The organism is Acinetobacter sp. ABJ_C5_2 (assembly GCF_044538485.1).
GTDB lineage: Bacteria > Pseudomonadota > Gammaproteobacteria > Pseudomonadales > Moraxellaceae > Acinetobacter > Acinetobacter nosocomialis_A.
In genome coordinates this window covers 280732-305591 of the sequence record NZ_JBIUCS010000001.1, presented here as the reverse complement: position 1 = coordinate 305591, position 24860 = coordinate 280732, and the positions used below count along the sequence as shown (strand labels likewise).

The window sequence follows — 24860 nt, the reverse complement described above, 5'->3', positions numbered from 1 at the left end:
TGTAAAAGTCAATAAATATTTTTGTTAAATCGATCACAATACACACATTTTAAATACCTTGTTACATATTTGGTTATTTTTTAATCTAAAACTGTAAGTTTTTGCCCTTTTTGTAACTATTTCTCGTTAAAGACTAGACACTCTCCGTAAGCGATGAATATTATCCACCCCAATCAAGCAATTGCAAAAGTGAATAATTAGGCATGTTCACTTCAATTTTTAGCCTGCCGGCTAAAAGAAAAAGAGCATGTTCTCAGGAGTTTATATAAATGCAGTTATCGCTGAAATACATTCTTGCACTGACGGCTAGTTTAAGTATGGCCCCGCTGCACGCTGAAATGATGCAGTCATCATCATTAAACAGTGATGTAGATGGCCCAAATGCTAATTTAGCTGCCCGTGTGTTGAGTAAAGATACTCAAAGCTTTAATTCTCGTTTTTCTAACATTAACAGTCTTTCAATCACTGAACGTTCTGGCGATCAAATTCGTCGTCAAGCTATCGCAGCTAAAATTGAAATCCCTGAAGATGAGCCTTCAGTGATTGAAAAACTTAACACAGTAGCTTCAAATACTGTTCGTAAGTTTAGCCAAACTGGCATGGCATCTTGGTATGGTCGTCAATTTCACGGTCGTAAAACTGCAAGTGGTGAAACATTCGACATGAATGCACTTACTGCTGCTCACCGTAGTCTGCCATTGAACTGTTATATCCGTGTTACAAACAAAGACAATGGTAAAAGTGTGGTTGTAAAAGTAAACGACCGTGGTCCATTCCATGCAAATCGTGTACTTGATTTATCATACGGTGCAGCAAAACGCCTTGGTATTACCAATGCAGGCACTGCAAAAGTAAGTATTGAACGTGTAGACGGTCCTACTTCATAAGCGCTTACTCCTAGAGTTCATGAAAAAGCCACAATTTAATTTGTGGCTTTTTAATTTTTGGAGTTCACGATAAAAAAATTATGTTCAAAAATTTTATGTTTCTACTCATTTTCCAATTACAAAATTGATTATTTTTTAACCCAAAAACACATCATTTTCTTACCCATCTTTTTTTGCTTATATTTTTCGATTACAGCCATTTTAAAAAAATTACGCTACCCTAGTACCACTTTAGTCTAAAAAGAGCTATTTATCGCGTTTTAAGACAAGTTGAGTTGAGTCTTTTTCTATTATTTTCCCACTTCTCATAAAAAAGTGCTTTTCTGGGTCATTTCCTCACTTCAAAATCCAAAAATAACTAACCTGATTTTCCTTAAATAAATCTCGCTCTTTTTTAAGTCCAACTTTGAACTTTTTCCCTCCTGTTTTTCCAAACAATGAGTCATTAAATTTTTAAAGATACATAAATGAACGAGAAGGAAGTTTGCGACTTTCTTGTCTATCCACCTAACAACAGGATAAAATATAGACATAAAAAGAATGACTCAAAATTAGACACGGAGAACAAGGTCTATGAAATCTATTGATGAATGGTTTGATGAATATAGTGAAAGTCATCAAAATCCAACAAATAAAAAAATCCACTGGGTATGCGTTCCCGCTATTTTATTTTCTATTATCGGAATCATTGCCCACTTTAGCGCCTTACTCACTGCTTTACTCATTGTACTGACTCTAATTTTCTATGCTCGACTCGATCTTGTACTTGCAGTAGCAATGACTGCACTTCTCGTTGTGATGGCTTGGCTTATTTATGTCTTACCTGTAGGGGTGGGATTTTATATTGCTCTTTTTGTAATTGCTTGGATTGGACAATTTTACGGACATAAAGTTGAAGGAAAAAAACCTTCCTTCTTTAAAGATTTACAATTTTTATTGATTGGCCCAGTCTGGTGTATGGATGCCTATCTTGCAAAAATATTACCTAAGTGGAAAAGTCGCCAAAATAAATTGATTACTCAATAATTTTTAAAAAGCTGAATCTTTTTTAGATTCAGCTTAAATTTACTGATTTATTAGAAAATTTATAAAATAGAAAAATGCTAGGCTGAGCAGAACACTGGGCAAAACTTTTTTGAAATAGAAAGCAACTACAATACAAAATACTGTCGCATATAAATATGGATTATCTAAAGTCCCTCTCAATTCATTTCTTTCAAAAAAGATTACCGGTATACAAATAGCACTCAATAAACAAGGCGCTGAATAATTCAACATTTTATTCATCAGTACTGGTAATTTTACTTTTACATTAGGTTCTAAAAAATAATAACGATTAAAAAAGACAATTACTGCCACACCTAAAATCATGAACCATGACATTTCATTTCTCTCCCACTCTATTTTCTACAACAACAGCAATAAGCATTCCCAATAAACCAGAAATCAGAATGGCGCCTTCTATGTGAAAAAATTTGAGAACAAAACCACTAACACAAGTTGTTAAAACTCCTGCTATGACAGGTTTTCCTTTACACATAGGAACAATCATGGCCACAAAAATAGCAACAATCGAAAAGTCTAAGTGATAAGACAATAAATTAGGAATCGCCGTAGCCAACAAAATTCCAACTAGACTAAAAACTACCCAGAATAAATAAAAACTTATACCGGCCCCTAATAAATAGTGGGGGTGTCTTTTTTCGTTCGGAGCACTTAGCGCAAATAATTCATCTGTTAATAGAAAGCCTAAACTTAATCGTTTGGGTAAAGACAAAATAGAAATATCATTTCTTAAAGTTAATGCATAAATAAAATGCTGTGCAGTAAGAAAGAAAATCGTGACATAGATCGTTAATAATGATGCACCTTCCATCACCATACTCAAACTGACCAATTGTGCAGCACCAGCAAACACAATTCCTGACATTGCTAATGCTTTATAAAATGATAAACCTGCATGAATTGCCATTGAACCAGCCAAAATAGCCCACGGAATAACCGAAATAGACAATGGCAATATATCTACCGCCCCTCGTAAAAAAAGATACGAAGGTTGGTTTTTAGAAAATCTAATAGATTGATTTAAACGAGTATTCATCTCTAGACATCTATAACATTAAATATTTATAGATTTTCTTCTATACAGGTTAGCTTCTCTTGAACAAAATTGCATTTAGAAATGAAAATAAATTTTAGAGATTAAGGCTTGCTACATACTGGGTAGGTGTAACACCCATCGCCTTTTTAAAGTGACGGTTAAAATGACTTTGATCAGAAAATCCACATTGCTGTGCAACCATTACAATTTGAATACCCTGTTTTAATAGCTGCCTCGCCTTTTGCAAACGTGCCTGCACCAACCAAGCATGAGGTGGTAAACCCACATGTTTTTTAAATTGCCTTAAAAAATGCCAAGCACTTAATCCAACCATGTCAGCCAATTCCTGTAAAGAAAAATTCTTTTCAGGCATATCGGCCAACAAATCTTTAATCTTTAAGACTTTCGAATAAGCTTCTGGTAGCTCACAAAAGGTATGTCTCGACTTCCCATGACGCATCATCAAACATGCTAATGTTGATAAATACATGGTTTCCTTAAGCAGAAAATTATCTTTTTGTTCTAATAAATCAAATAATAAGCAAAGTTGTTGAGATAAACCCAAATCTTGAATAACTGCTTGAGGGAACCAAGGTGCACCATGAAAATTTTCAAAAAAATCCTGACTCACTTCAGCAAGCATTTCAGGTGTAGGGTAAATTGCCCGATAGCGCCAACCCGATTCGACAGCAGATGAACCTGTGTGAATTTCATCTGCGTTCACCAAAATAATGTCACCTTTAGGAGCAACGTGTAGTTGACCCGTCCTAAAAAAAGACTGTGCACCTTCTTCAATCACACCAATACAATACCCTTCATGGGTATGCTTTGAAAATTGCGTTTGGTGATAATGTGCTTTTAATAATTCTAAACCGCCTAACTCTCGCAAATGCAAGTAGTCAGCCTGTTCCCGGTGCATATATACATCTCATCTATTTATCTGAAAAAAAACATACCATGTTTTAAAAAGATGCATAGAACAAAATTGCTGTTGGGTCGAAATGAATATCCCTTTTTCTATTGGTAAATACGTCCATTATGTTTCAACCAACCATTCTCATGACGGTTTTGTGGATCATGATGCGTCCAATGCAATACACCACCTTTCTCGTTATATTCATATTCACCATTAAATTCGACAATATCCCCTTTGTGCAAATCTTCAATTTTTGGTGCTAAATCAATATTATATGCGACCAAAATTGAAAGACCATTTTTTAATACAAGAATAAATTTCTGGTGTCTTGTCCCATCATTATCTTCTCTTAAAATTGCTTTTACTCGACCACTTCCCTGCACTTGAACATTACTTTGTCTGCGGTCATAAGCAGCTTTTATAGTATCTATCCCATCATTTGAAAGCGCCGTTTCAGTATGCTGAGTGCCAGGAATGGGTGATGATGTTTGGTTCTTCTTATGCCCAGATGAATCTAGACCGAAATATGCAGCAATCAATAAGACAATAATGCCACCAATACTTAGATTTTTTTTATTTGTCATCTTTATATTCCGATTTCAATAGGGATAAAAAAAGCCCCATAGGGGCTTTTTTTATTGTGATACGAATTACTTCGCAGCAGCTTGAGCAGCAGCAACTTCTTCAGCGAAGCTCATTTCTGCTTTTTTCTCGATACCTTCACCAACTTCGAAACGTACGAAGTTAGCAACAGTTGTACCAGTCGCTTTTAATACGTCAGCAACTTTTTTGTCGTTGTCGATAACGTACATTTGACGATCAAGAGCAACTTCGTTTAAGTATTTCTCAACAGAACCAGTTACCATTTTCTCAACGATGTTTGCTGGCTTACCAGATTCTAACGCTTTCGCTTCAGCAATTTCTTTCTCTTTAGCGATAAGGTCAGCTGGAACAGCTTCAGCGCTTACTGCTACTGGGTTGAATGCAGCAACGTGCATTGCAATACCTTTACCAGTGTCAGCATCACCTGTGTAAGAAACTACAACACCGATTTTTAAACCGTGTTTGTAGATAGCCAAGTTTTCGCCTTCAACGATTTTCGCGCGACGAACTTGGATGTTTTCACCGATTTTTTGAACAAGCGCAATACGAGCTTCTTCAACTGATTGGCCATCAGCCAATTTTAATTCAGCGATTTTAGCAGCATCAGTTTCGCCAGCAGCTAAAGCAGCAGCAGCAACTGCGTGTGCAAAGTTAGAGAAGTTTTCGTCTTTAGCAACGAAGTCAGTTTGACAGTTTACTTCAACTAAGATCGCTTTATTACCGTCTTGAACGATAGTGATTGCACCGTCAGCAGCAATGTTGCCAGCTTTTTTAGCAGCTTTAGCTTGACCAGATTTACGAAGGTTATCAATAGCAAGTTCGATGTCACCGTTCGCTTCTGTTAATGCTTTTTTGCATTCCATCATTGCAAGACCAGTACGGTCACGTAATTCTTTTACCATGCTTGCAGTAATTGCAGTCATGTTGATCTCCTAAAATCGGTAGAAAATAAATCTGTTCAACAAAAACGGCCCAAAGAAACTCTGGGCCGTTTGCACTCTCGACGCTTAATTTGCCACCATTACATGTCGCAAAAATGACAAGCCTGCGTCAAAAAACGCATTAAGCCTCAGAAGCGTCTTTCGCAGCGTCATCGCCTTTTGCTTGAGCGTTCGCTTGAGATTGAGCGTATTCTTTACCAGCAAGAATTGCGTCAGCCATAGCTGAAGCATATAAAGTTACTGCACGGATCGCATCATCGTTACCAGGAATAACGTAATCAACGTTGTCTGGGTTAGAGTTTGTATCAACGATACCGATAACTGGAATACCTAAGTTCTTAGCTTCTTTAATTGCAATCGCTTCGTGATCAACGTCGATTACAAATAATGCGTCAGGTAAACCACCCATGTTTTTAACGCCGCCTAAAGAGCGCTCAAGTTTTTCCATCTCACGAGTACGTTCTAAAGCTTCACGTTTAGTAAGCTTAGCAAAAGTACCGTCTTGAGATTGAGTTTGAAGATCTTTTAAACGGTTGATAGATTGGCGAAGTGTTTTCCAGTTCGTCAACATACCACCTAACCAACGGTGGTCTACATATGGTTGACCAGCGCGTTGAGCTTGTTCACGGATGATGTTAGAAGCAGCACGTTTTGTACCAACGAACAAAACTTTGTTCTTTTTGCTTGCTAATTGGTTAGCGAAGTTCAAAGCATCATTTAACGCAGGAACAGTGTGCTCAAGGTTGATGATGTGAATTTTGTTGCGCGCGCCAAAAATGTATTGACGCATTTTTGGGTTCCAGAAACGAGTTTGGTGACCAAAGTGCGCACCTGCTTGAAGAAGGTCGCGCATGCTTACGTTGTAATCTGCCATTTTCTTTACCTTAAAAGTTGGGTTAGGCCTCCATATATCCGCATTCTCCACCTTTTTACGGGCACCCAGAGTAATGTGACGATATATGTGCGGATTTTTACTCCATCTATCAATATTCTTCGTAAAAGATATTCACGAAAAGCATTTGATAAAATGGGCGGCTATTTATACCATATACACTTATAAATTACCAAAAGTTTTTAGAGATCATGAACAGTACTTATACAGCTCCACGTCGATTAATCAAAACTCCAGATGAAATTGAAAAAATGCGCATTGCAGGACGACTGGCGGCTGAAGTTCTAGAGATGATCAAGCCGTATATTAAGGCCGGTGTAAGCACACTTGAGCTTGATACGATTTGTCGTAATCATATTGAAAATGTACAGCATGCTATTCCGGCTTGCGTAGGTTACGGTGGTGCTCCAGGACGCCCTGCTTTTCAACATTCTATCTGTACTTCGGTTAACCATGTTGTATGTCATGGTATTCCATCTGAAAATAAAATCTTAAAAAACGGCGACATCCTTAATATTGATGTAACCGTAATTAAAGATGGCTATCACGGCGACACGAACATGATGTACATCGTGGGTGGTGAGACTTCTATTTTGGCAAACCGTTTATGTAAAGTTGCTCAAGAAGCGATGTATCGTGGAATGGCAACAGTTAGAGATGGTTCATATTTAGGTGACATTGGTCATGCCATCCAAAAATATGTTGAGTCAGAACGTTTTAGCGTAGTACGTGAATATTGTGGTCACGGTATTGGTACTGTGTTCCATGATGAACCTCAAGTATTGCACTATGGACAACCTGGTACAGGCATGCGCTTAGAAGCTGGGATGACTTTTACGATTGAACCAATGGTCAATGCTGGTGTATGGCAAACCAAATTACTTGGTGACAAATGGACTGTTGTAACCAAAGACCATAAACTCTCAGCTCAATATGAACATACTATTTTGGTCACTCAAACAGGTATTGAAGTGTTAACCGCTCGTCCTGAAGAAGACCTCTCACGCTTCAATTAATAATTTAATTAAATTTAATAAAAGGCTACTTTATGTAGCCTTTTATTTTTTATTTTGTACTTTTTATTAATAAATCTTTCCAAATATAAACAAATATTTCAAAAACATTACAATTATTAATTTTTATTACACAATCATTTTAATAAAACGCGTTATGGTGGGCTCAATAAAAATCAGTAAACAAATGTCCGGACATGGAGTCCTTTATGATGAAAAAGTCATTATTTTGTATGACAGCCGCCTTTTTTGCTCTGCCTACAGTCACTTTCGCTGCTTCACCATATTTTAGTTTAAAAGATGGTGATGGTTTTAAACGTTTTTCGGTCTCTGCCGGCTGGTTACATGCCATGCCACAAGGAAGCGCAAATCCATTCAACATTAATACCAGTGTTGCAGAAGGAACCACCTCTAAAGTAGGCGACGTAACTGTTGATTCTGTTTTAGGTGCAATAGATCAGTCTACAGCGGATGGTAAAAGAAAATATGATACTTTAAAAAGCTTAACTGGCAATCCACTTATAAGTCCTCTTATCACCCATAAAGGTGATGATGGAAAAACATATCTAAATTCGAATATTGCAGGTAATGCCACAATTAATGGATTATCTAACTGGCAAGCTCAAGGAACTGGTTTAGAAGCTCAGAGTGTTGATACTGTAGGTATCATGGCGAATTATAATTTTACAGATAATTTATCTCTGGAAATTAAAGCTGGTGTTCCTCCAAAGGTAAATATAAAAGGTAAAGGCAATATTTATGCTCCATTATCTGGAATAGATAAACCTGGTGGTATTGGTACTATTCTTGGTGATATCCCTTTAAAACAAGATATTTTTATCACTGATCTCACGCAAGGTGATAAAGCAGCTACAGCACGTGCTTGGTTACCTGCTGTAGAACTGCACTATCAGTTTGGTAAATCTGGAGTGAATAAGTTCCGCCCATATGTAGGTGCGGGCGTCATGTATGCCTATTTCAATGACTTAAAAATGAATTCAGGGATTGAGTCAGATTTAATTAAAGCTGGTCATATGATTCAAAATATTCATGATGGTAAAGCGGGCGCAGCATTAGACGGTAAAACATCTTCAGCAAATCCTATTGTGAAGTTAGAAGCGACCGATACTTTTGCACCTATTGTTACTGTCGGTGCAACGTATGACTTCAACCCGAACTGGTTTGCCGTTGGTTCCGTTTCTTATTCAAAAATGAATAATGAAGCAAAAATTTATGTTACTGACCAAAATACAGGTAAAGAGCTTATTAAAGCGAATACCAAAATTGATATTGATCCACTCATTACCTATGTAGGTGTAGGTTACCGCTTCTAATTTTTAAAAGAACCTAAGCTATAAAAGCTTTACTGAAGCTTTTATAGCTTTTTTATTAGGCAGATTAATCCTGCTTCTTTTTAAACCAATATGCTAAAAAAATGAGCACTTTCTATGAATACTCTAGCAATATTTAGCTTCTATCATTCTTATTAGCATTTGCGTTTCATGCTTATTTTATGATTCATTTTCTTAGCCTCTAACTAATTTAATAAAATTAAAAACTAAGGTTTTCCTTTTAGTAAAAATTATTTTTTGGCACGTCCTTTGCTTTATTTATATCATGATGAATCAATGGCGATTCAATGGATAAACCAAGACGGCCAATGACGTCCGCTCTGATCGGTATGCAGATAGACAATTTATTTTGTCATGCAAATTAAAATTTCGTTCAGTTCAGGGGGACGGCGTATGTCTTCAAATATCAATCTAGATGCAAAAAAAGCAACTGAGATTAAATTATTTAGTTTCTCAACTCCAGCCATGCGTGCCTTTCACATGTCTTGGCTCGCGTTCTTTGTCTGCTTCTTCGCATGGTTTGCCTGCGCTCCATTAATGCCTGTTATTAAAGGCGAATTTGGCTTAACAAAAGATCAAATTGCCAATATTAATATTGCCGCCGTTGCGATTACGATCTTAGTACGACTCGCTGTTGGACCACTTTGTGATAAATATGGTCCACGAATTACCTATACAGCCCTACTCTTACTCGGCAGTATTCCAGTATTTGGTGTCGCTGCTGCTAACAGTTATGAATCTTTTCTATTCTTCCGCTTGCTCATTGGTGCAATTGGCGCAAGCTTTGTCATTACGCAATATCATACAAGTATTATGTTTGCACCTAACGTTGTAGGCACTGCAAATGCAGCAGCAGCTGGTTGGGGCAATGCTGGTGGCGGTGCAACTCAAGCGTTAATGCCTTTATTACTCGGTGCAATTGTCATGTTTGGTGTTGAGCAGACTATGGGTTGGCGCATTGCACTCATCGTACCTGGTGTAATGATGGTGATTGTTGGAATCCTTTACTGGAAACTCACTCAAGATTGCCCCCAAGGAAATTTTAAAGAAGCTCGTGCACAAGGCATTGAAGTTGGGAGTGGTAAAAAAGGCGGTATGGCAATTTTAATGCAGGCTGCTCGTAACTACCGCGTCTGGATTTTATTTCTGGCTTATGGCGCATGCTTTGGTATCGAAATTTTTATCCATAATGTAGCAGCCATGTACTATGTTGATCAGTTTAAAATGGATTTAAAAACTGCTGGTTTAACTGCCGGAATATTTGGTCTTCTCGCATTATTCGCTCGTGCGCTTGGCGGCATTATTTCCGATAAAGTCGCACTTACAAAAGGACTAGATGGACGCACTAAAGTACTTGTACTCATGATTTTGTGCGAAGGTTTATTCTTAATTCTTTTCTCTCAAATGAACGGCGTCACTCTCGCTATTCTTTCAATGACTATTTTTGCACTATTTACCCACATGGCCTGCGGAGCAACATATGCTCTTGTACCATTTATTGACCGCAATGCATTAGGCGGTGTTGCTGGAATTATTGGTGCAGGTGGTAATGCAGGTGCAGTTGCAGCAGGATTCTTGTTAAAAGGTGTACTTGATGTTCAAACCTGTCTATTTATTTTAGGTGGACTGGTTATGGTTGCAGGTTGTAGCGTAATTTTGATTCGCTTCACAACCGAGCATAAAGAAAAGGAAAAAGTACTTTTTGAACAGGCTTTACTTGAACGTAATTCTGCAGCTTAACTTTTATAACAAGCAGAAATCAAAATGATTTTTGCTTGTTTACTTTTTTATAATGCCCCACGCTTCTTTCGAACTTTTTAATTCTTCTTAAATATTTTTATAGATATATCGATATTATTCGATATATCTTCTACAATGATTCATCACATTCTTATAACTTTCCACTCACAATGACTAAAACAAGCAACCAGTTTTCTCAATCACTTATTTATATGCTCATTGGTAGTGCCATTATTTTGGCTCTTTCATTAGGGGTACGTCATGGTTTTGGACTTTATTTGGTCCCAATGAGTCATGAATTTGGTTGGGGACAGCATGTTTTTAGTCTCGCAATTGCGATGCAAAACTTAATCTGGGGAGCCGTGCAGCCTTTTACTGGCGCAGTCGCAGATAAATATGGCAGCAAAGTTGTGGTTACTGTTGGAGGGTTACTTTATGCCCTTGGCTTACTCTTAATGGCTTTTAGTTCAAGTGTACTCATTTTAAATTTAAGCTTAGGTCTTATTATTGGTTTAGCTTTATCAGCAACCTCTTTTACGGTTTTACTGAGTGCAGTAGGCAGAGCTGCTCCACCAGAAAAAAGAAGTATGGCAATGGGCATTGCCAGTGCAGCTGGTTCTTTTGGCCAATTTATTATGCTGCCTTCCACCCTTCTCTTACTTAAAACAGTGGGATGGTCTTCAGCTTTAATGGTAAGTGCGCTGTTAATCGCTCTTATTATCCCCTTAGCATGGATGTTAAAAGGGCCAAGCAACCAAGCCCCAAAAGCAATTGCTCAACCTCAGCTCACCTTTAAACAAGTACTAAATATTGCTAGAAAACATAAGCCGTTCTGGTGGTTAGCTTTAGGTTTTTTAGTGTGCGGATTCCAGGTTGTTTTCTTAGGTGTCCACCTACCAGGCTATTTAATCGATCACGGCTTTGATGCAGCCATAGGTACAGTATTTCTTGCTTTGGTCGGGTTATTTAACATTGTAGGAACTTACGGTGCAGGCTGGTTAGGAGATCGTTTCTCAAAACCTAAATTATTAATGGCACTTTACGGCAGCCGTGGCATCGCAATCATTGCCTTTCTACTATTACCTTTAAGCACTTATACAGTATATGCTTTTGGCATCATCATGGGACTTCTATGGCTCTCTACAGTTCCGCTTACAAACGGCATTGTCGCAAATATGTTTGGTGTTAAATATCTTTCAATGCTGAGCGGAATCGTGTTTTTCACCCATCAAGTCGGTTCTTTCTTTGGCGGTTGGCTTGGCGGTGTTAACCATGACTTAACAGGGAATTACAATGCGATTTGGCTATGTTCAATAGCTTTGAGTATATTAGGGGTAATTGTACATTTCTTTGTAAATGAGGAGGCTGTTATTCATGACGCATAATGCCTTACTTTTGAAAACAATTATGACTTTCTTCATTATAGCTCTTCTGGTTCTTTCTATTATTTTATGGAAACAGACACCTGATTTATTTGAATATTTCAATCAAGCATTTTGTGCACACTAGAGAGATGAGGCGCTAAAATCGCTCTGTACATTGTCATAAAAATATAAAAATCGTATGGTCTAATGAAAATAAAAAAGCCCGCAAGTTTGCGGGCTTTTTTATGAAAAACTTATTTAAAATCAAAACAAGCGATTCATACCATTAAGTGCAGCTACACGGTAAGCTTCAGCCATGGTTGGATAGTTAAACGTTGTTTCAACAAAATATTTCAAGGTATTGTTTGGGCTGTGCATAACTGCTTGCCCAATGTGGATAATTTCGGCAGCGTTATTACCAAAACAATGAATACCTAAAATTTCTAAAGTGTCGCGGTGGAAAAGAATCTTCAATTCACCCACTGTATCACCCGTAATTTGTGCACGAGCCAAATGACGGAAAGAAGCTTGGCCTACTTCATACGGAATTTTCTCTTCCGTTAATTCCTGTTCATTTTTACCAATTGATGAGATTTCCGGAATGGTGTAAATACCCGTTGGGATATCACGTACTGGCTTCGCATCTTCACCACTCATGTTTGCGCCAGCACAGCGCCCTTGGTCATAAGCAGCAGAAGCAAGTGATGGCCAACCAATCACGTCACCAGCAGCATAGATGTTTTCAACTTCAGTTTGGTATTGGTCATTTACAGAAAGCTGACCACGGTTGTTTGGTACTAACCCAACATTCTCAAGACCTAAACCTTCTGTATTACCTGAACGGCCATTACACCAAAGGATCGCATCGGCTTTAATCTTTTTACCACTTTGTAAATGTAATACAACATGGTCATCAAAGGTTTCAAGATGGTCCATTTGTTCGTTGTGACGAATCAATACACCCTGTTCACGTAAGTGATAAGACAAAGCATCAGCAATCTCATCATCTAAATAGCTTAAGAGTTTTTGCTGAGTATTAATCAAGTCAACTTTATGGTCTAAACCAATAAAGATCGAAGCATATTCACAGCCAATAACACCTGCGCCGTAAATAATGATTTTTTGAATTGAGTAATCAAGATCAAGAATTTTGTCCGAATCAAATACACGAGGATGGTCAAAGTCGAGACCTTGCGGATGGTAAGGACGACTACCTGTCGCAATCACGATTTGCTTACAGATAATTGTTTCTTTAATGCCTTCATGGCTAAAAACTAAAACTGTATTTTTATCTTGAATATATGCACGGCCATGAAATACGCCGATTTTATTTCGATCGTAAAAACGTGTATGCGTATCAACCTGTTGTTGAATCACTTTGTGTGCGTTACGCAACACCTGTTTCATGGTGAACTGTTTCCATTCACCTACTTTTTGAAACATTGGATCACGCTGATAACGAATAATACTAGAAACTGTTTGACGCAATGCTTTACTTGGAATCGTTCCTACGTGAGCACAGTTACCACCGAGTTGATCACGTACATCTACAATTGCAACACGCTTACCCGCTTTTGCAAGCTTCATTGCCGCGCCTTCACCTGCAGGTCCAGAACCGAGAACTACCGCATCGTACTTAACGAAATTCCCACTAACGACCTCTTTTTTACGTGGCATTGAAAGCTCCTTCCTCTCTTGAATGACCATATTTTATAATAGATTATGACTAATATGCGGTGAATTTATGTATTTCTCAACCCTATATTTCTGAATAACCACATTTATTATATGAATAGTTATTTTCCGCTATTAACCAAAGAACTCCGCTATAATACAATGTCAATGTCTCTATAAACGAGTGGAAAAGTTAAATATGTCAGAACACCGTAAACCTGAACAGGGTGTAAAACTTCGTGGCGCAGAAAAAGTCGCAAGAATTCCTGTAAAAGTTGTACCTACGGTTGAAGTGCCGCGTAAACCTGACTGGATTCGTGTCAAGATGACGGCACCAGAAGAAGTTCAGCGTATTAAAACCACTTTACGTGCTCAAAAACTCCATACCGTTTGTGAAGAAGCAGCTTGCCCTAACCTACCAGAATGTTTTGGTGGTGGTACAGCAACATTTATGATTATGGGTGATATTTGTACACGTCGTTGCCCGTTCTGTGATGTAGCACATGGTCGTCCAAATGCGTTAGACCCTGATGAACCTCGTCACATGGCAGAGACCATTGCCAATCTTAAACTCAAATACGCAGTAATTACTTCGGTTGACCGTGACGACCTGCTTGACGGCGGTGCACAACATTTTGTGGATTGTATTAAAGAAGCTCGTGCGCTTAGTCCAAATACATTACTCGAAATTTTAGTGCCAGACTTCCGTGGACGTATGGATATTGCTTTACGCATTATGACTGAATGTCCACCAGATGTTTTCAACCACAATATTGAGACTGTACCTCGTCTATATAAAGCGATGCGTCCAGGTTCAGATTACCAACATTCTTTAAACTTATTGAAAATGTTTAAAGAATACTGTCCTGACATCCCAACAAAATGTGGTTTGATGGTAGGTATTGGTGAGACTGAAGAAGAAGTGATTGCATTACTTGATGACTTACGTGCTCACGATGTCGACTATGTGACTATTGGTCAATACTTGCAACCTTCTAAACAACACGCGCCAATTGACCGCTTTGTAACACCAGAAGAGTTTGAACGTTATGCAGAGCATGGCCGTAAACTTGGCTTTAGAAATATCTGGTCTGCGCCAATGGTTCGTTCAAGTTACTTTGCTGATCGTCAATATCACGGTGAGCCAGTTCCAGAAGTTCGTCGTAAAGTAGATCCTGCTAAAAAAATCGCGGTTCAGGTCGTCGAAGCCTAATAAATTGAATATCTCTAAAAGCCCTCTAAACTAGAGGGCTTTTTATTTGTATAAGAAAATCAATAACATTTCTTGACAAATCGATAAAACAAGCTATTACACATTCATTTAAAAATATCTTATATCTAAAAGCACGATATATCCCTGCTCTAGCATATACATCAATTGCGACATAAAAAATTAAATTTAAACAGCATTAAAAAATTAGCTAGTTAAGCCTTAAATCTCTCCTCGCTTTTTTGTAACTTCCAACTTGAGGGCTTATCTAGCAAGGAGCAAGTATGATTTTCCTACTCTTTGTTTTAAGTATTGTGATTCAGCTCGCTGCAATATGGGCAATTTTCTTTTTTAACCTAAACAGAGTCATTGGCAGCATTCTTATGATTGCGGTAGCTATACTTACCGCAATCATTTTAACGCCATGGTCACTGCTTTTAGGGATTCCTCTTATTGCTCTTAGCATTATTATTTTGTTTAAGCCTTTACGGTTTAGCTTAATTACAAAACCTGCTTATAAAACTCTGGCAAATTCAATGCCAAGCATCAGTACAACCGAACAAGAAGCATTGGAAGCAGGAACAAGCTGGTGGGAAAAAGAATTATTTATGGGTGCACCAGATTGGTCGCAATTTGAAAAGTATCCTTATCCTACACTTTCGCAAGAAGAGCAAAGTTTTATCGATAATGAAGTTGAAGTGCTATGTAGTATGCTTGATGAATGGGAAATTCATCATCAATTAAAAGACCTTCCTCCTGAAGTTTGGCAGTTCATTAAAGATAAAGGTTTCTTAGGCCTGATTATCCCCAAGTCCTTTGGTGGTAAAGAATTTAGCTCATTTGCTCAAAGCCGTATTATGAGCAAAATTGCGTCACGCTCATTAACTGCAGCAGTAAGTTGTATGGTTCCGAACTCTTTAGGACCTGGTGAGTTACTCATGCACTACGGTACTGATGCGCAAAAGCAGCAATATTTACCGGGCCTTGCTAAAGGTGAAGAAATTCCATGTTTTGGTTTAACCAGTCCTGAAGCAGGTTCAGATGCAGGTGCAATTCCAGATTCAGGTGTAGTCTGCTATGGCGAATATGAAGGAGCTCAAGTTCTTGGACTCCGCATGAATTTCTCTAAACGCTGGATTACGCTTGCTCCAATTGCCACAGTAGTTGGCCTAGCATTTAAACTATATGACCCTGAAGGTCTACTCGGCGATAAAACTAAAACTGAGTACGGTATTACCTGTGCCCTCATTCCTGCAAGCCACGCAGGTGTAAAAATAGGAGCACGCCATTATCCCGGCTCTCCATTTATGAATGGAACAGTAGAGGGTGAAGATGTCTTCATTCCAATTGACTGGATTATTGGCGGACAAGAAAATGCTGGTAAAGGCTGGCGCATGCTGATGGAATGCTTAGGCGTCGGTCGTGGTATTTCCCTTCCAGCATTAGCCACAGCCGCAGGTGAAATGAGTTATCTCACTGTCGGTGCTTTTGCGAGAATTCGCCAACAGTTCAATATTTCTGTTGGTAAATTTGAAGGTGTACAAGAAGCCAGCAGTGAAATTGCCAGTGATGCCTATATGCTTGAAGCATTCCGTTATTTAGTGACATGTGGTTTAAATCAAGGCGGAACCCCTGCCGTGATGACCGCCATGGCAAAATATTATGCAACAGAAACCATGCGTAAAGTCATTAATCACGGCATGGATATCGCTGGTGGACGTGGTATTCAGCTGGGGCCTCGTAACTTCCTTGCACTCACCTATCAAGCCATTCCGATTGCAATTACAGTTGAAGGCGCAAATATTTTAACCCGTTCACTCATGATCTTTGGTCAGGGTTCGATGCGCTGTCACCCTTATCTTTTTGAAGAGCTGCAATTACTTCAGTCTGAAGACAAAGCCAATGCAGTTCAAAAATTCGATGATCTGTTATTTAAACACTTAGCCTATACCTTTAATCGTGGCGCAAAATCATTTGCTTATGGTTGGACTGGTGGTTCAAGTGATGCACCTCAATCATCAGATCAGTTCACGGCAAGTTACTATAAAACCATTAACCGTTTTAGTGCCAACTTCGCCCTTGTTTCTGATATGTCGCTTGGCTTACTTGCAGGAGATTTAAAACGCAAAGAAATGCTATCGGGACGTTTAGCTGATATTCATGCACACTTGTTTATTGCAACTGCGATTTTAAAATTTTATGAGGCTGGGCAAAAAACTGAAGCTGAACAACTGCATGCAAAACTAGCACTACAAAAAGCATTCTTAAATATTCAGGAAGCATTTTGGGGATTATTTGACAACTTCCCAGCCAAGCTTCCAGCAGCATTTGTAAAATGGATATGTTTCCCGCTAGGTCGCGTGATTTCAAAACCAGATGATGAGTTAAAACAGCAAGTTGCTGAACTCATGATGGAAGAACATCCGTTTAGAGAGCAACTCAAACGCCATGTGTACTATTCAACTGAACCTAATGATGTCACTGGCCGTCTAGAGCATACATTCCAGATTTTAAGAACCATTGAACCGCTTTGGGATAAGTTTAAGAAAGCTGAATCCAAAGGCAAGTTTACGGGTCTTACTTTTGAAGAGAATATTGCACAAGCGATAAAAGAAGGCTTTATTTCTGAAAGCGAAGCTCAACAATTATTGCAGTACAACGCAATTCGATTTGACAGCATGCTTACCGATGTTTTTGATGAAAAACTCGATAAGGATCTACCTTTGTCAAACCCTCATCAAATAGTGTGACTGGTGCCTCCACCAATTCACTATTGCAATCATTTTTGATTCGCATTAATTAATAAATAGCCATAAAAGCGTCACTCGACGCTTTTATTTTTAGGAGAAATTAATGTCTAAGCAAGATTACGAAAATGGATTAAAAGTACGCACAGAAGTGATGGGAGAAGCTTTTGTAAAACGTGCCCAAGAAAATACCGTACCCTTTACTCAGCCTTTACAAGACTGGATTAACGAACATGCATGGGGATCGACTTGGCAACGTGAAGGTGTACTTCCACGTAAATATCGCTCATTAATTACTTTGGCTATGCTAACCGCACTTAAATCGCCAACTGAACTTAAAGGCCATATTCGTGGTGCACTCAACAATGGTTGTACAGTCGAAGAGATTCAAGAAACTTTATTACACAGTCTGCCATATTGCGGCGCTCCCGCTACTCAAGAAGCTTTCCGTACTGCCTTAGAAGTCATTCAAGAATATCAACAATAATAACTTCAGTATGAGCCAGCACTTTACTGGCTCACTTTGATCTAGTTTAATTTAGTCGAATGAATATTTAAATTACGATCACCAATTACAATAGCCTGACGACAAATTCCTTCTGCTTTACGTTGATTCTCAAAAACTGCTGCGGACATCGGCTCAAAACTATCAAAAAAGCAGATTTCATTTTGATCTATAGAATAAATGAGCGACTGATTCCCTACCCCTTCTAAAGTGTCGTAGTACACAATCACCATTTTCCCATTATGCGTCTCTGTTTGAATATCTTGATAGCTCAGCGCTGGCCCAGTTGGTATTTTTAATATCTTTGCCTCTTTATAACTCATGCGTTCACTTGGGCTAATGTTAGGATCATTATCTGAGTGAAATGAAACATCAAAGCCAAACTTTTTTAAAGCAACAGCTAAAGCAATGGTATAGGTACCATCTTGCTCATATCGGCAAACTTTAATCAATTCAGCAATATCAACTTGAACCCCATAATGCTTTAGCACCATCCAAACTGCAAAAACACCACTGTTTGCCTCGAGGTTTGCCAAAGATTCGGGAATGTTTAAGGCCATAATTTAAATCTAAAGTCGTAATTAAGCAGATAATAAACAAAACTGGATTGGCACTAAAAGCTTTTCCAAGTACAATGTTTCGCTAGTCGAGGGATGCTGCGACAAATGATCGGCACTAAAGATCATTTTGCCAGGCTCGACGATCGGTTAAACACTCGTTTTAACCAACAACGGCATCCGCGAACAGAATGATCAATACTATTTTTTTCCTAGGAGATCCTGATGAACGCGGTTAATGCTTCATTTACAGATTATAAAGTTGCTGACATCTCACTTGCTGACTACGGTCGTAAAGAAATCAAACTTGCTGAAGCAGAAATGCCAGCTTTGATTGGCTTACGTAAACGCTATGCAGCATCTAAACCACTTGCTGGCGCAAAAATTCTTGGTTGTATTCACATGACCATTCAAACAGCGGTTCTTATTGAAACGCTTGTTGAATTAGGTGCTGAAGTTCGCTGGACATCTTGCAACATTTTCTCGACTCAAGACCACGCTGCTGCTGCAATTGCTGCTCGCGGTATTCCAGTTTTTGCTTGGAAAGGTGAAACTGAAGAAGAATATGTATGGTGTCTTGAACAACAAATCAATGTAAATGGTCAACCTTGGGATGCCAACATGATCTTGGACGATGGCGGTGACTTAACTGCTCTTGTTCACGACAAATACCCTGCTCTTTTAGAACGTATTCACGGTATTACCGAAGAAACAACTACAGGTGTTCAACGTCTTATCGAAATGTGGAAAGACGGCTCTTTGAAAGTACCTGCAATTAACGTAAATGACTCAGTTACTAAGTCTAAAAACGACAACAAATATGGCTGCCGTCACTCATTAAATGACGCAATCAAACGCGCAACAGATATGTTGTTATCTGGCCGCCGTGCGCTTGTGATCGGTTACGGTGACGTAGGTAAAGGTTCTGCTCAATCTTTACGTCAAGAAGGCATGATTGTTCGTGTAACAGAAGTTGACCCAATTTGTGCAATGCAAGCATGTATGGACGGCTATGAAGTTGTATCTCCATACAAAAACGGTGTACAAACAGGTAAAAAAGAAGATATTAACCACGACCTTCTTGGTAACACTGACCTTGTTGTAACAACGACTGGTAACTACCACGTGTGTGATGCAGCAATGTTAGACAGCTTAAAAGCTGGTGCAGTTGTATGTAACATCGGTCACTTCGATACAGAAATCGACACTGCGTATTTACGTGGTTACAAGTGGGTTGAAGTTAAGCCACAAGTTCACCAAGTTTATCGTTCAGAAGACGAAAACAACTACCTTATCCTTCTTTCTGAAGGTCGCCTTGTAAACCTAGGTAATGCAACTGGTCACCCATCACGTGTAATGGATGGTTCTTTTGCTAACCAAGTTTTAGGTCAAATTCACTTATTCCAAGAGAAATTTGCTGACCTTCCTGCAAGTGAAAAAGCTGCAAAAATTCGTGTAGAAGTTCTTCCTAAGAAACTTGACGAAGAAGTTGCTGCGGCAATGGTTGCAGGTTTCGGTGGTGTACTTACTCAGTTAACTCAAGAGCAAGCAGATTACTTAGGTGTTGCTGTTGAGGGACCATTCAAGTCTGACGCTTACAAATACTAAGAATTTAAGGGCAGACGGTGAACCGACTGCCCTTTTTTCTAAATAATGTTTCGCTGTTTACAAGGATTTGACATGACTAAACGTACACCTATTTCTTTTGAGTTTTTCCCGCCAAAAACTGATGCTGGTGCTGAAAAACTTCGTATTGTTCACCAAGAATTACAGCTATTAAACCCTGAGTTTTTCTCAATTACTTATGGTGCTGGTGGTTCTACTCGTGAGCGTACGCTTGCTGCCATTGATGATTTCAACGGTAAAGGCACGCCTGTTGCTCCTCACCTCTCTTGTATTGGCGATGATAAGACGCGTATTGCTGAACTACTTGATTTGTACAAGGCACAAGGCATTGACCGTATAGTCGCTTTACGTGGTGACTTACCATCTGGTCAGGTTGGACTTGGCGAGCTTCCTTATGCTCAAGATTTAGTACGTTTTATTCGTGAGCACTCAGGTGATCATTTTCATATTGAAGTTGCAGCTTATCCAGAAATGCATCCTCAAGCTGAAAGCCTTGATTCAGATATCCAACGTTTTATTGAAAAAGTACAAGCTGGCGCTAATGCAGGAATTACCCAATTCTTTTTTAATCCAGATTCGTACTTTTACTTTATAGAGCGCTTGGAGAGTGCAGGAATTAACATTCCGGTAGCTCCTGGTATCATGCCAATTACCAATGCAAGTAACTTAATTCGCTTTGCAGATGGTACTGGTGCTGAAATTCCTCGTTGGATTCGTAAGCAATTACAAGCCTACGGCGATGACAGTGAAAGTATTAAAGCTTTCGGTCATGAAGTTGTTGTTAAGCTATGCGAGCGCCTGATTGCAGGTGGTGCACCAAGCTTACACTTCTATTCAATGAATCAAGTCGAACCAACCCGTCAACTTGTTGTTGATCTTGGTTTAAATTAATTTTGTAAGGCGTACCCAATGAATCGTTTTTTTATCGAAACTGAACTTACAGTTGGCTCAACAATTCAACTGACTGAATCGGTATTTCATCATTGGGTGCGTGTTTTACGCGCACAACTACAAGAACAAGCGACTCTATTTAATGGACAAGGTGGCGAATATCTCGCAACTCTGACCGAAATTAATAAAAAAAATGCATTTGTCACCATTGAGAATTTTAATCCTGCAAACCGTAATGCCCCTTTTAAAGCTGTTCTTGGTCAGGTCATGAGTAAAGGTGACCGAATGGATTACGCCATTCAGAAAGCCACCGAACTTGGTGTAAGCAAAATTCAGCTTTTAACCAGTGAACGTTGTGAAATGCGTTTAAAATATGACAGAGATCAAAAAAAATTAGAGCACTGGCAAGCCGTTGCAATTGCAGCATGCGAACAATGTGGGCTTAACTTAGTCCCAGAAGTTTTAGCGCCAGTTTCTCTTCATGAATGGTTAAGTTCTTCTGATCTTCCTGCATCTAAATTTGTTTTAGCTCCGGAAAAAGAACAAAAAGATGTATTGGCAGGGATCCAACCCGAACTTGCTCTCTTAATTGGTCCAGAGGGTGGTTTAAGTGAAAATGAAATTACGCAAGCCAATCAAGCAGGTTTTATGAACTGGTGCATTGGAGACCGTGTATTACGCACTGAAACTGCCCCTGTTGTTGCATTATCTATTTTAAATTATCGGTTTTTATCCATATAAACTAATTGAACATTGATTAAATCAACAATTAAAGTTAACTTACTTTTACTGTATGAATATTAATTTAAATTTTTTTCCACTGATAAATCAGATTCTTTCTGTATAAATGTAAAAAAATAGGATAGAAAAATCTTATGTCTGGCCTTCAGGAAGAATATTTACAGCATCAAACCAAAATTGAACAGCTCCGGCTCTCAATTCAATATATTCGCTGGTATCTGATTAGCTTAATATTACTTTGTCTGATTTCAGCCATTATTTTCTCTTGTTACTTTATTTCTTACATTACTAAATTTATTTGGTCAATTGGCTTTACTGTTTTAACTTTTACTTGTCTATTATTTATTCCAAAACTTTTAACCCAGTATCGTGATATTAATTTTATTAAGAAAACTGATTTAACGCTGCAAGGTATTTGTTTGCTCTCTGGAATTTTAATGGGAATAAATATCATTGTTCTTCATTTTTCGCTTCCAGTTACATTAATATCCGTCTCTGATGTTCATATCTTAATTGCCCTATTTATTACCTCAGCACACATTATTGGCCTAACCTTTCTGACTCAGCAGCCCCGATATTTTTATTTGCTGTTTATTCCAAGTACAGTTCCACTCATTATTAGTCAATTTACCCATTCTCAAATCACGCAACTTCCTTTTTACTTTGCTTATAACTTAGCCTTTGTAGCAACTTTACTTTGTGCTTATGCAACTCAACGTAACTATCAAAAAATCTCTCAACTACTATTTAAAAATAAACAACTCGTACAAGTCGCAGAGCAGCATACACAATGGGCTGAAGAATTATGTGTACAGCTTCAGCAAGAAGTAAATAAATCTAAAGATATTGAGGCACAGCTTCAATTTAATAATCATTTACTCGAACAAAAAGTACGTGAAAGAACATATGACTTAACTAAAATGAATGAGAGGCTTGAAAGCAATCATCATAATTTAGCATTTGCTCATGAAACCGCAGGTATTCGACCGTGGGACTGGGATATTGAAAAACAAAAACTAGAAATCACTTTCTTTGATCAGCAAAAACAAACGCAAAATACGTCTTTACATCTCAAGACCATATTAGAGCGTATTCATCCCAATGACCGACAATTATTTGATGAGCGTTTAAAAGAACACTTGGAAGGAAAATCTGATCATTTCAATATTACTTTCCGTATCTTACGTCGTAATGGCTCTTGGCGTTGGATTCATGATGTAGGTCGTGTCATTAGCCGTGATCCTAAAACCAATAAAGCTTTACGCATGGTTGGAATGACCAGAGATATTCATCAGGAAAAAAAAGATCAAGAGCATCTAAGACTCTGCGCTATTGTGCTTGAACAAGCTGCTGAAGGAATTTTTATTCTAGATGAAAAACTTAATTATATTGATGTTAACCCCTATTATGAAAAATTAACTGGTTTTTCAAAGTCTGAATTATTAAATCAGCAGCTATTTAGCATCGCAATAAATCAGAAATTACAGCAACAACAGTTTCATGACTCAATTACTCAACAACTTCTAAAAACTGGCGAATATATGGGCCAATTTGATGAAAAGTTTGCATCAGGTAAGAGTGTTTATTTATGGCTTCATATTAATGCAGTGAAAGATGAACACAACCAAGTTATTAATTATATTGGTTTTGCACGTGATTTAACTGAGCAAAAACGCCAAGAGCAACATTTATCTTATTTAAAAAATTATGATAGTTTAACTCACCTTCCTAACCGTTTTTACTATTACAATCAATTACATCAGTATTTAGTCAATCCCTCTTATAGTTTTAAAAATTTGGCATTAATAAGAATTAATATTGATAGATTTAGAGCATTTAATGAATTTCTAAATAATGATAGTGGTGATGAACTGCTAAAACAATTTGCGCAGCGTCTACGACTCACCAATATTAATGCCATTTTAGTTGCTTATTTAAATGGGGATGATTTTGCAATCATTTATGAAATATCACCGATTCATCCAAATATTGAGCAATATTGCCAAAATATATTACAAGCATTAAATGCCCCTTTTTATATTGATCAGCAAGAATATTTTATTACAGCCTCTATTGGAGTTGCTTGTTTTCCTGAGCACGGCAGACAAATTGACCATCTCAACAACCACGCAGAACAAGCATTATCCGAAGCAAAACGTTTGGGCGGCAATACTATTAGCTACTATTGTAATAAAACAACAAATCCATATAAGACAGCAGATTTAGAACAAGAGCTACGTAAAGCCATTCAAAATGATGAATTTGTGGTTTATTACCAACCGAAAATTAATTTAAATGATAAATCGGTTAAGGGCTTTGAAGCTTTAATTCGCTGGCAGCATCCTGAAAAAGGACTAGTTATGCCAAATATGTTCATTCCTTTTGCCGAGCGTAGTAGTCTTATTTCCGATATCGGTAAAGTTGTTTTAGATAAAGTCGGCAAACAATTACAAGAGTGGAAAAATGCAGGTTATACAGATATTCAAGTCTCTGTAAATATTGTAGCTCAACAAATTCATCGAGGCCTGTTACTTAATGACTTAGATGAATTCTTAGAGCAATATCAGCTAGATGGCTCAAATATAGAACTAGAAATTACTGAATCGGCTTTATTAGACAACACCGATAATGTGAAGAAACTATTGCACTCAATTAAAGAGCGCAACATTTCGATCGCACTTGATGATTTTGGTACTGGCTATTCATCTTTAGCTTATCTAACCGAATACCCAATTGATGTTTTGAAAATTGATCGAGCCTTTATTTCGAAAATCGGTGATCAAAAACAAGAAGCTATTGTCAATGCCATGATTGCAATGGGCAAAAGTATGGGGCTTAAACTGGTTGCTGAAGGTGTTGAAACTGAAGAGCAAGTTATTTATCTACAAAAACAACAATGTGATTTTTTACAAGGCTATTTCTTTAGTCGCCCGCTCCATCCAAATCAGATTATTCAATATCTACAATCAAATACGTATATTTCATAATTGTTTTAACAGTCTATTTTACATGCGCTGGTTTTTCCAAAAATGAGCGTTTTTGACTGTGAGAAATAAAGAAGTAGTGTTATATTCTTTAGCATTTAGCTCACTACGGGGCT

The 24860-nt window shown here is 38.1% G+C and carries 21 protein-coding genes; 13 read left to right on the top strand and 8 right to left on the bottom strand.

Going from position 1 to position 24860, the window contains the following annotated elements:
• Window positions 1-269 precede the first annotated feature (269 nt).
• Both ACH8JV_RS01430 and ACH8JV_RS01425 read left to right on the top strand, forming a co-directional pair.
• Window positions 270-887 (top strand): septal ring lytic transglycosylase RlpA family protein, encoded by a 618-nt coding sequence (locus tag ACH8JV_RS01430; protein WP_002052473.1) that lies wholly within the window; start codon window positions 270-272, stop codon window positions 885-887.
• A 573-nt stretch (window positions 888-1460) separates the two neighbouring features.
• The gene (locus tag ACH8JV_RS01425) at window positions 1461-1913 is read left to right on the top strand and encodes a DUF962 domain-containing protein (RefSeq protein WP_396519327.1); all 453 of its coding nucleotides are present in this window, start codon (window positions 1461-1463) and stop codon (window positions 1911-1913) included.
• Window positions 1914-1952: 39 nt separating this feature from the next.
• On the opposite strand, the gene ACH8JV_RS01420 is transcribed toward ACH8JV_RS01425, so the two are convergent.
• The 6 genes from ACH8JV_RS01420 to rpsB all read right to left on the bottom strand — a co-directional run bounded on the left by ACH8JV_RS01420 (window position 1953) and on the right by rpsB (window position 6322).
• On the bottom strand, window positions 1953-2270 hold the full coding sequence (locus ACH8JV_RS01420; protein ID WP_396519325.1) for an AzlD domain-containing protein: 318 nt from the start codon (window positions 2268-2270) through the stop codon (window positions 1953-1955).
• 1 nt (window position 2271) lies between these two features.
• Window positions 2272-2988, bottom strand: a complete 717-nt coding sequence (locus ACH8JV_RS01415; protein WP_396519323.1) for an AzlC family ABC transporter permease — start codon at window positions 2986-2988, stop codon at window positions 2272-2274.
• 94 nt (window positions 2989-3082) lie between these two features.
• The gene (locus ACH8JV_RS01410; protein WP_396519321.1) at window positions 3083-3907 is read right to left on the bottom strand and encodes a helix-turn-helix domain-containing protein; all 825 of its coding nucleotides are present in this window, start codon (window positions 3905-3907) and stop codon (window positions 3083-3085) included.
• A 98-nt stretch (window positions 3908-4005) separates the two neighbouring features.
• A complete protein-coding gene (locus tag ACH8JV_RS01405) occupies window positions 4006-4488 on the bottom strand; it encodes a DUF3465 domain-containing protein (RefSeq protein WP_396519319.1) in 483 nt (160 codons plus the stop codon).
• A gap of 66 nt (window positions 4489-4554) precedes the next feature.
• The gene (gene tsf / locus ACH8JV_RS01400; protein ID WP_396519317.1) at window positions 4555-5430 is read right to left on the bottom strand and encodes a translation elongation factor Ts; all 876 of its coding nucleotides are present in this window, start codon (window positions 5428-5430) and stop codon (window positions 4555-4557) included.
• 139 nt (window positions 5431-5569) lie between these two features.
• Window positions 5570-6322 carry a 30S ribosomal protein S2 gene (gene rpsB, locus ACH8JV_RS01395; RefSeq protein ID WP_001982118.1) on the bottom strand — a complete coding sequence of 251 codons (753 nt, stop codon included), beginning with the start codon at window positions 6320-6322 and terminating at the stop codon, window positions 5570-5572.
• Window positions 6323-6531: 209 nt separating this feature from the next.
• Here rpsB and map point away from each other — a divergent pair, with 209 nt between their 5' ends.
• The 4 genes from map (at window position 6532) to ACH8JV_RS01375 (ending at window position 11830) form a co-directional block, all read left to right on the top strand.
• The gene (gene map, locus ACH8JV_RS01390; protein ID WP_004707758.1) at window positions 6532-7356 is read left to right on the top strand and encodes a type I methionyl aminopeptidase; all 825 of its coding nucleotides are present in this window, start codon (window positions 6532-6534) and stop codon (window positions 7354-7356) included.
• 206 nt (window positions 7357-7562) lie between these two features.
• A complete protein-coding gene (locus tag ACH8JV_RS01385; protein ID WP_396519315.1) occupies window positions 7563-8687 on the top strand; it encodes an OmpW family protein in 1125 nt (374 codons plus the stop codon).
• Window positions 8688-9098: 411 nt separating this feature from the next.
• The gene (locus ACH8JV_RS01380; protein ID WP_396519313.1) at window positions 9099-10445 is read left to right on the top strand and encodes an MFS transporter; all 1347 of its coding nucleotides are present in this window, start codon (window positions 9099-9101) and stop codon (window positions 10443-10445) included.
• Between the two features lie 170 nt (window positions 10446-10615).
• On the top strand, window positions 10616-11830 hold the full coding sequence (locus ACH8JV_RS01375; RefSeq protein ID WP_396519311.1) for an MFS transporter: 1215 nt from the start codon (window positions 10616-10618) through the stop codon (window positions 11828-11830).
• A gap of 243 nt (window positions 11831-12073) precedes the next feature.
• On the opposite strand, the gene sthA is transcribed toward ACH8JV_RS01375, so the two are convergent.
• A complete protein-coding gene (gene sthA / locus ACH8JV_RS01370) occupies window positions 12074-13486 on the bottom strand; it encodes a Si-specific NAD(P)(+) transhydrogenase (protein WP_004700414.1) in 1413 nt (470 codons plus the stop codon).
• A gap of 196 nt (window positions 13487-13682) precedes the next feature.
• Here sthA and lipA point away from each other — a divergent pair, with 196 nt between their 5' ends.
• From lipA to ACH8JV_RS01355, 3 genes are all read left to right on the top strand, one after another.
• Window positions 13683-14696, top strand: coding sequence for a lipoyl synthase (gene lipA, locus ACH8JV_RS01365; protein ID WP_001289255.1), 1014 nt, complete (start codon window positions 13683-13685; stop codon window positions 14694-14696).
• A gap of 281 nt (window positions 14697-14977) precedes the next feature.
• Window positions 14978-17443 carry an acyl-CoA dehydrogenase gene (locus ACH8JV_RS01360; protein ID WP_396519309.1) on the top strand — a complete coding sequence of 822 codons (2466 nt, stop codon included), beginning with the start codon at window positions 14978-14980 and terminating at the stop codon, window positions 17441-17443.
• Window positions 17444-17546: 103 nt separating this feature from the next.
• The gene (locus tag ACH8JV_RS01355; protein ID WP_396519307.1) at window positions 17547-17927 is read left to right on the top strand and encodes a carboxymuconolactone decarboxylase family protein; all 381 of its coding nucleotides are present in this window, start codon (window positions 17547-17549) and stop codon (window positions 17925-17927) included.
• A 41-nt stretch (window positions 17928-17968) separates the two neighbouring features.
• Here ACH8JV_RS01355 and ACH8JV_RS01350 read toward each other — a convergent pair whose 3' ends face one another.
• On the bottom strand, window positions 17969-18505 hold the full coding sequence (locus ACH8JV_RS01350; protein ID WP_396519305.1) for a cysteine peptidase family C39 domain-containing protein: 537 nt from the start codon (window positions 18503-18505) through the stop codon (window positions 17969-17971).
• Window positions 18506-18727: 222 nt separating this feature from the next.
• Here ACH8JV_RS01350 and ahcY point away from each other — a divergent pair, with 222 nt between their 5' ends.
• The 4 genes from ahcY to ACH8JV_RS01330 all read left to right on the top strand — a co-directional run bounded on the left by ahcY (window position 18728) and on the right by ACH8JV_RS01330 (window position 24747).
• Window positions 18728-20110, top strand: coding sequence for an adenosylhomocysteinase (ahcY, locus tag ACH8JV_RS01345; protein WP_263614252.1), 1383 nt, complete (start codon window positions 18728-18730; stop codon window positions 20108-20110).
• 72 nt (window positions 20111-20182) lie between these two features.
• A complete protein-coding gene (metF, locus tag ACH8JV_RS01340; RefSeq protein WP_396519303.1) occupies window positions 20183-21019 on the top strand; it encodes a methylenetetrahydrofolate reductase [NAD(P)H] in 837 nt (278 codons plus the stop codon).
• 18 nt (window positions 21020-21037) lie between these two features.
• Window positions 21038-21760 carry a 16S rRNA (uracil(1498)-N(3))-methyltransferase gene (locus ACH8JV_RS01335; protein ID WP_311069336.1) on the top strand — a complete coding sequence of 241 codons (723 nt, stop codon included), beginning with the start codon at window positions 21038-21040 and terminating at the stop codon, window positions 21758-21760.
• A 134-nt stretch (window positions 21761-21894) separates the two neighbouring features.
• The gene (locus tag ACH8JV_RS01330; RefSeq protein ID WP_396519301.1) at window positions 21895-24747 is read left to right on the top strand and encodes a putative bifunctional diguanylate cyclase/phosphodiesterase; all 2853 of its coding nucleotides are present in this window, start codon (window positions 21895-21897) and stop codon (window positions 24745-24747) included.
• Window positions 24748-24860: the final 113 nt, after the last annotated feature.

Bases quoted from the DNA above. Each gene is read 5' to 3' on its own strand.
- ACH8JV_RS01330 (WP_396519301.1), top strand. From the start codon at position 21,895: ATGTCTGGCCTTCAGGAAGAATATTTACAGCATCAAACCAAAATTGAA.
- sthA (WP_004700414.1), bottom strand. From the start codon at position 13,486: ATGCCACGTAAAAAAGAGGTCGTTAGTGGGAATTTCGTTAAGTACGAT.
- ACH8JV_RS01350 (WP_396519305.1), bottom strand. From the start codon at position 18,505: ATGGCCTTAAACATTCCCGAATCTTTGGCAAACCTCGAGGCAAACAGT.
- ACH8JV_RS01415 (WP_396519323.1), bottom strand. From the start codon at position 2,988: ATGAATACTCGTTTAAATCAATCTATTAGATTTTCTAAAAACCAACCT.
- metF (WP_396519303.1), top strand. From the start codon at position 20,183: ATGACTAAACGTACACCTATTTCTTTTGAGTTTTTCCCGCCAAAAACT.
- ACH8JV_RS01410 (WP_396519321.1), bottom strand. From the start codon at position 3,907: ATGCACCGGGAACAGGCTGACTACTTGCATTTGCGAGAGTTAGGCGGT.
- rpsB (WP_001982118.1), bottom strand. From the start codon at position 6,322: ATGGCAGATTACAACGTAAGCATGCGCGACCTTCTTCAAGCAGGTGCG.
- ACH8JV_RS01375 (WP_396519311.1), top strand. From the start codon at position 10,616: ATGACTAAAACAAGCAACCAGTTTTCTCAATCACTTATTTATATGCTC.
- lipA (WP_001289255.1), top strand. From the start codon at position 13,683: ATGTCAGAACACCGTAAACCTGAACAGGGTGTAAAACTTCGTGGCGCA.
- tsf (WP_396519317.1), bottom strand. From the start codon at position 5,430: ATGACTGCAATTACTGCAAGCATGGTAAAAGAATTACGTGACCGTACT.
- ACH8JV_RS01385 (WP_396519315.1), top strand. From the start codon at position 7,563: ATGATGAAAAAGTCATTATTTTGTATGACAGCCGCCTTTTTTGCTCTG.
- ACH8JV_RS01425 (WP_396519327.1), top strand. From the start codon at position 1,461: ATGAAATCTATTGATGAATGGTTTGATGAATATAGTGAAAGTCATCAA.
- ACH8JV_RS01380 (WP_396519313.1), top strand. From the start codon at position 9,099: ATGTCTTCAAATATCAATCTAGATGCAAAAAAAGCAACTGAGATTAAA.
- ACH8JV_RS01355 (WP_396519307.1), top strand. From the start codon at position 17,547: ATGTCTAAGCAAGATTACGAAAATGGATTAAAAGTACGCACAGAAGTG.
- map (WP_004707758.1), top strand. From the start codon at position 6,532: ATGAACAGTACTTATACAGCTCCACGTCGATTAATCAAAACTCCAGAT.
- ACH8JV_RS01335 (WP_311069336.1), top strand. From the start codon at position 21,038: ATGAATCGTTTTTTTATCGAAACTGAACTTACAGTTGGCTCAACAATT.
- ahcY (WP_263614252.1), top strand. From the start codon at position 18,728: ATGAACGCGGTTAATGCTTCATTTACAGATTATAAAGTTGCTGACATC.
- ACH8JV_RS01360 (WP_396519309.1), top strand. From the start codon at position 14,978: ATGATTTTCCTACTCTTTGTTTTAAGTATTGTGATTCAGCTCGCTGCA.
- ACH8JV_RS01420 (WP_396519325.1), bottom strand. From the start codon at position 2,270: ATGTCATGGTTCATGATTTTAGGTGTGGCAGTAATTGTCTTTTTTAAT.
- ACH8JV_RS01405 (WP_396519319.1), bottom strand. From the start codon at position 4,488: ATGACAAATAAAAAAAATCTAAGTATTGGTGGCATTATTGTCTTATTG.
- ACH8JV_RS01430 (WP_002052473.1), top strand. From the start codon at position 270: ATGCAGTTATCGCTGAAATACATTCTTGCACTGACGGCTAGTTTAAGT.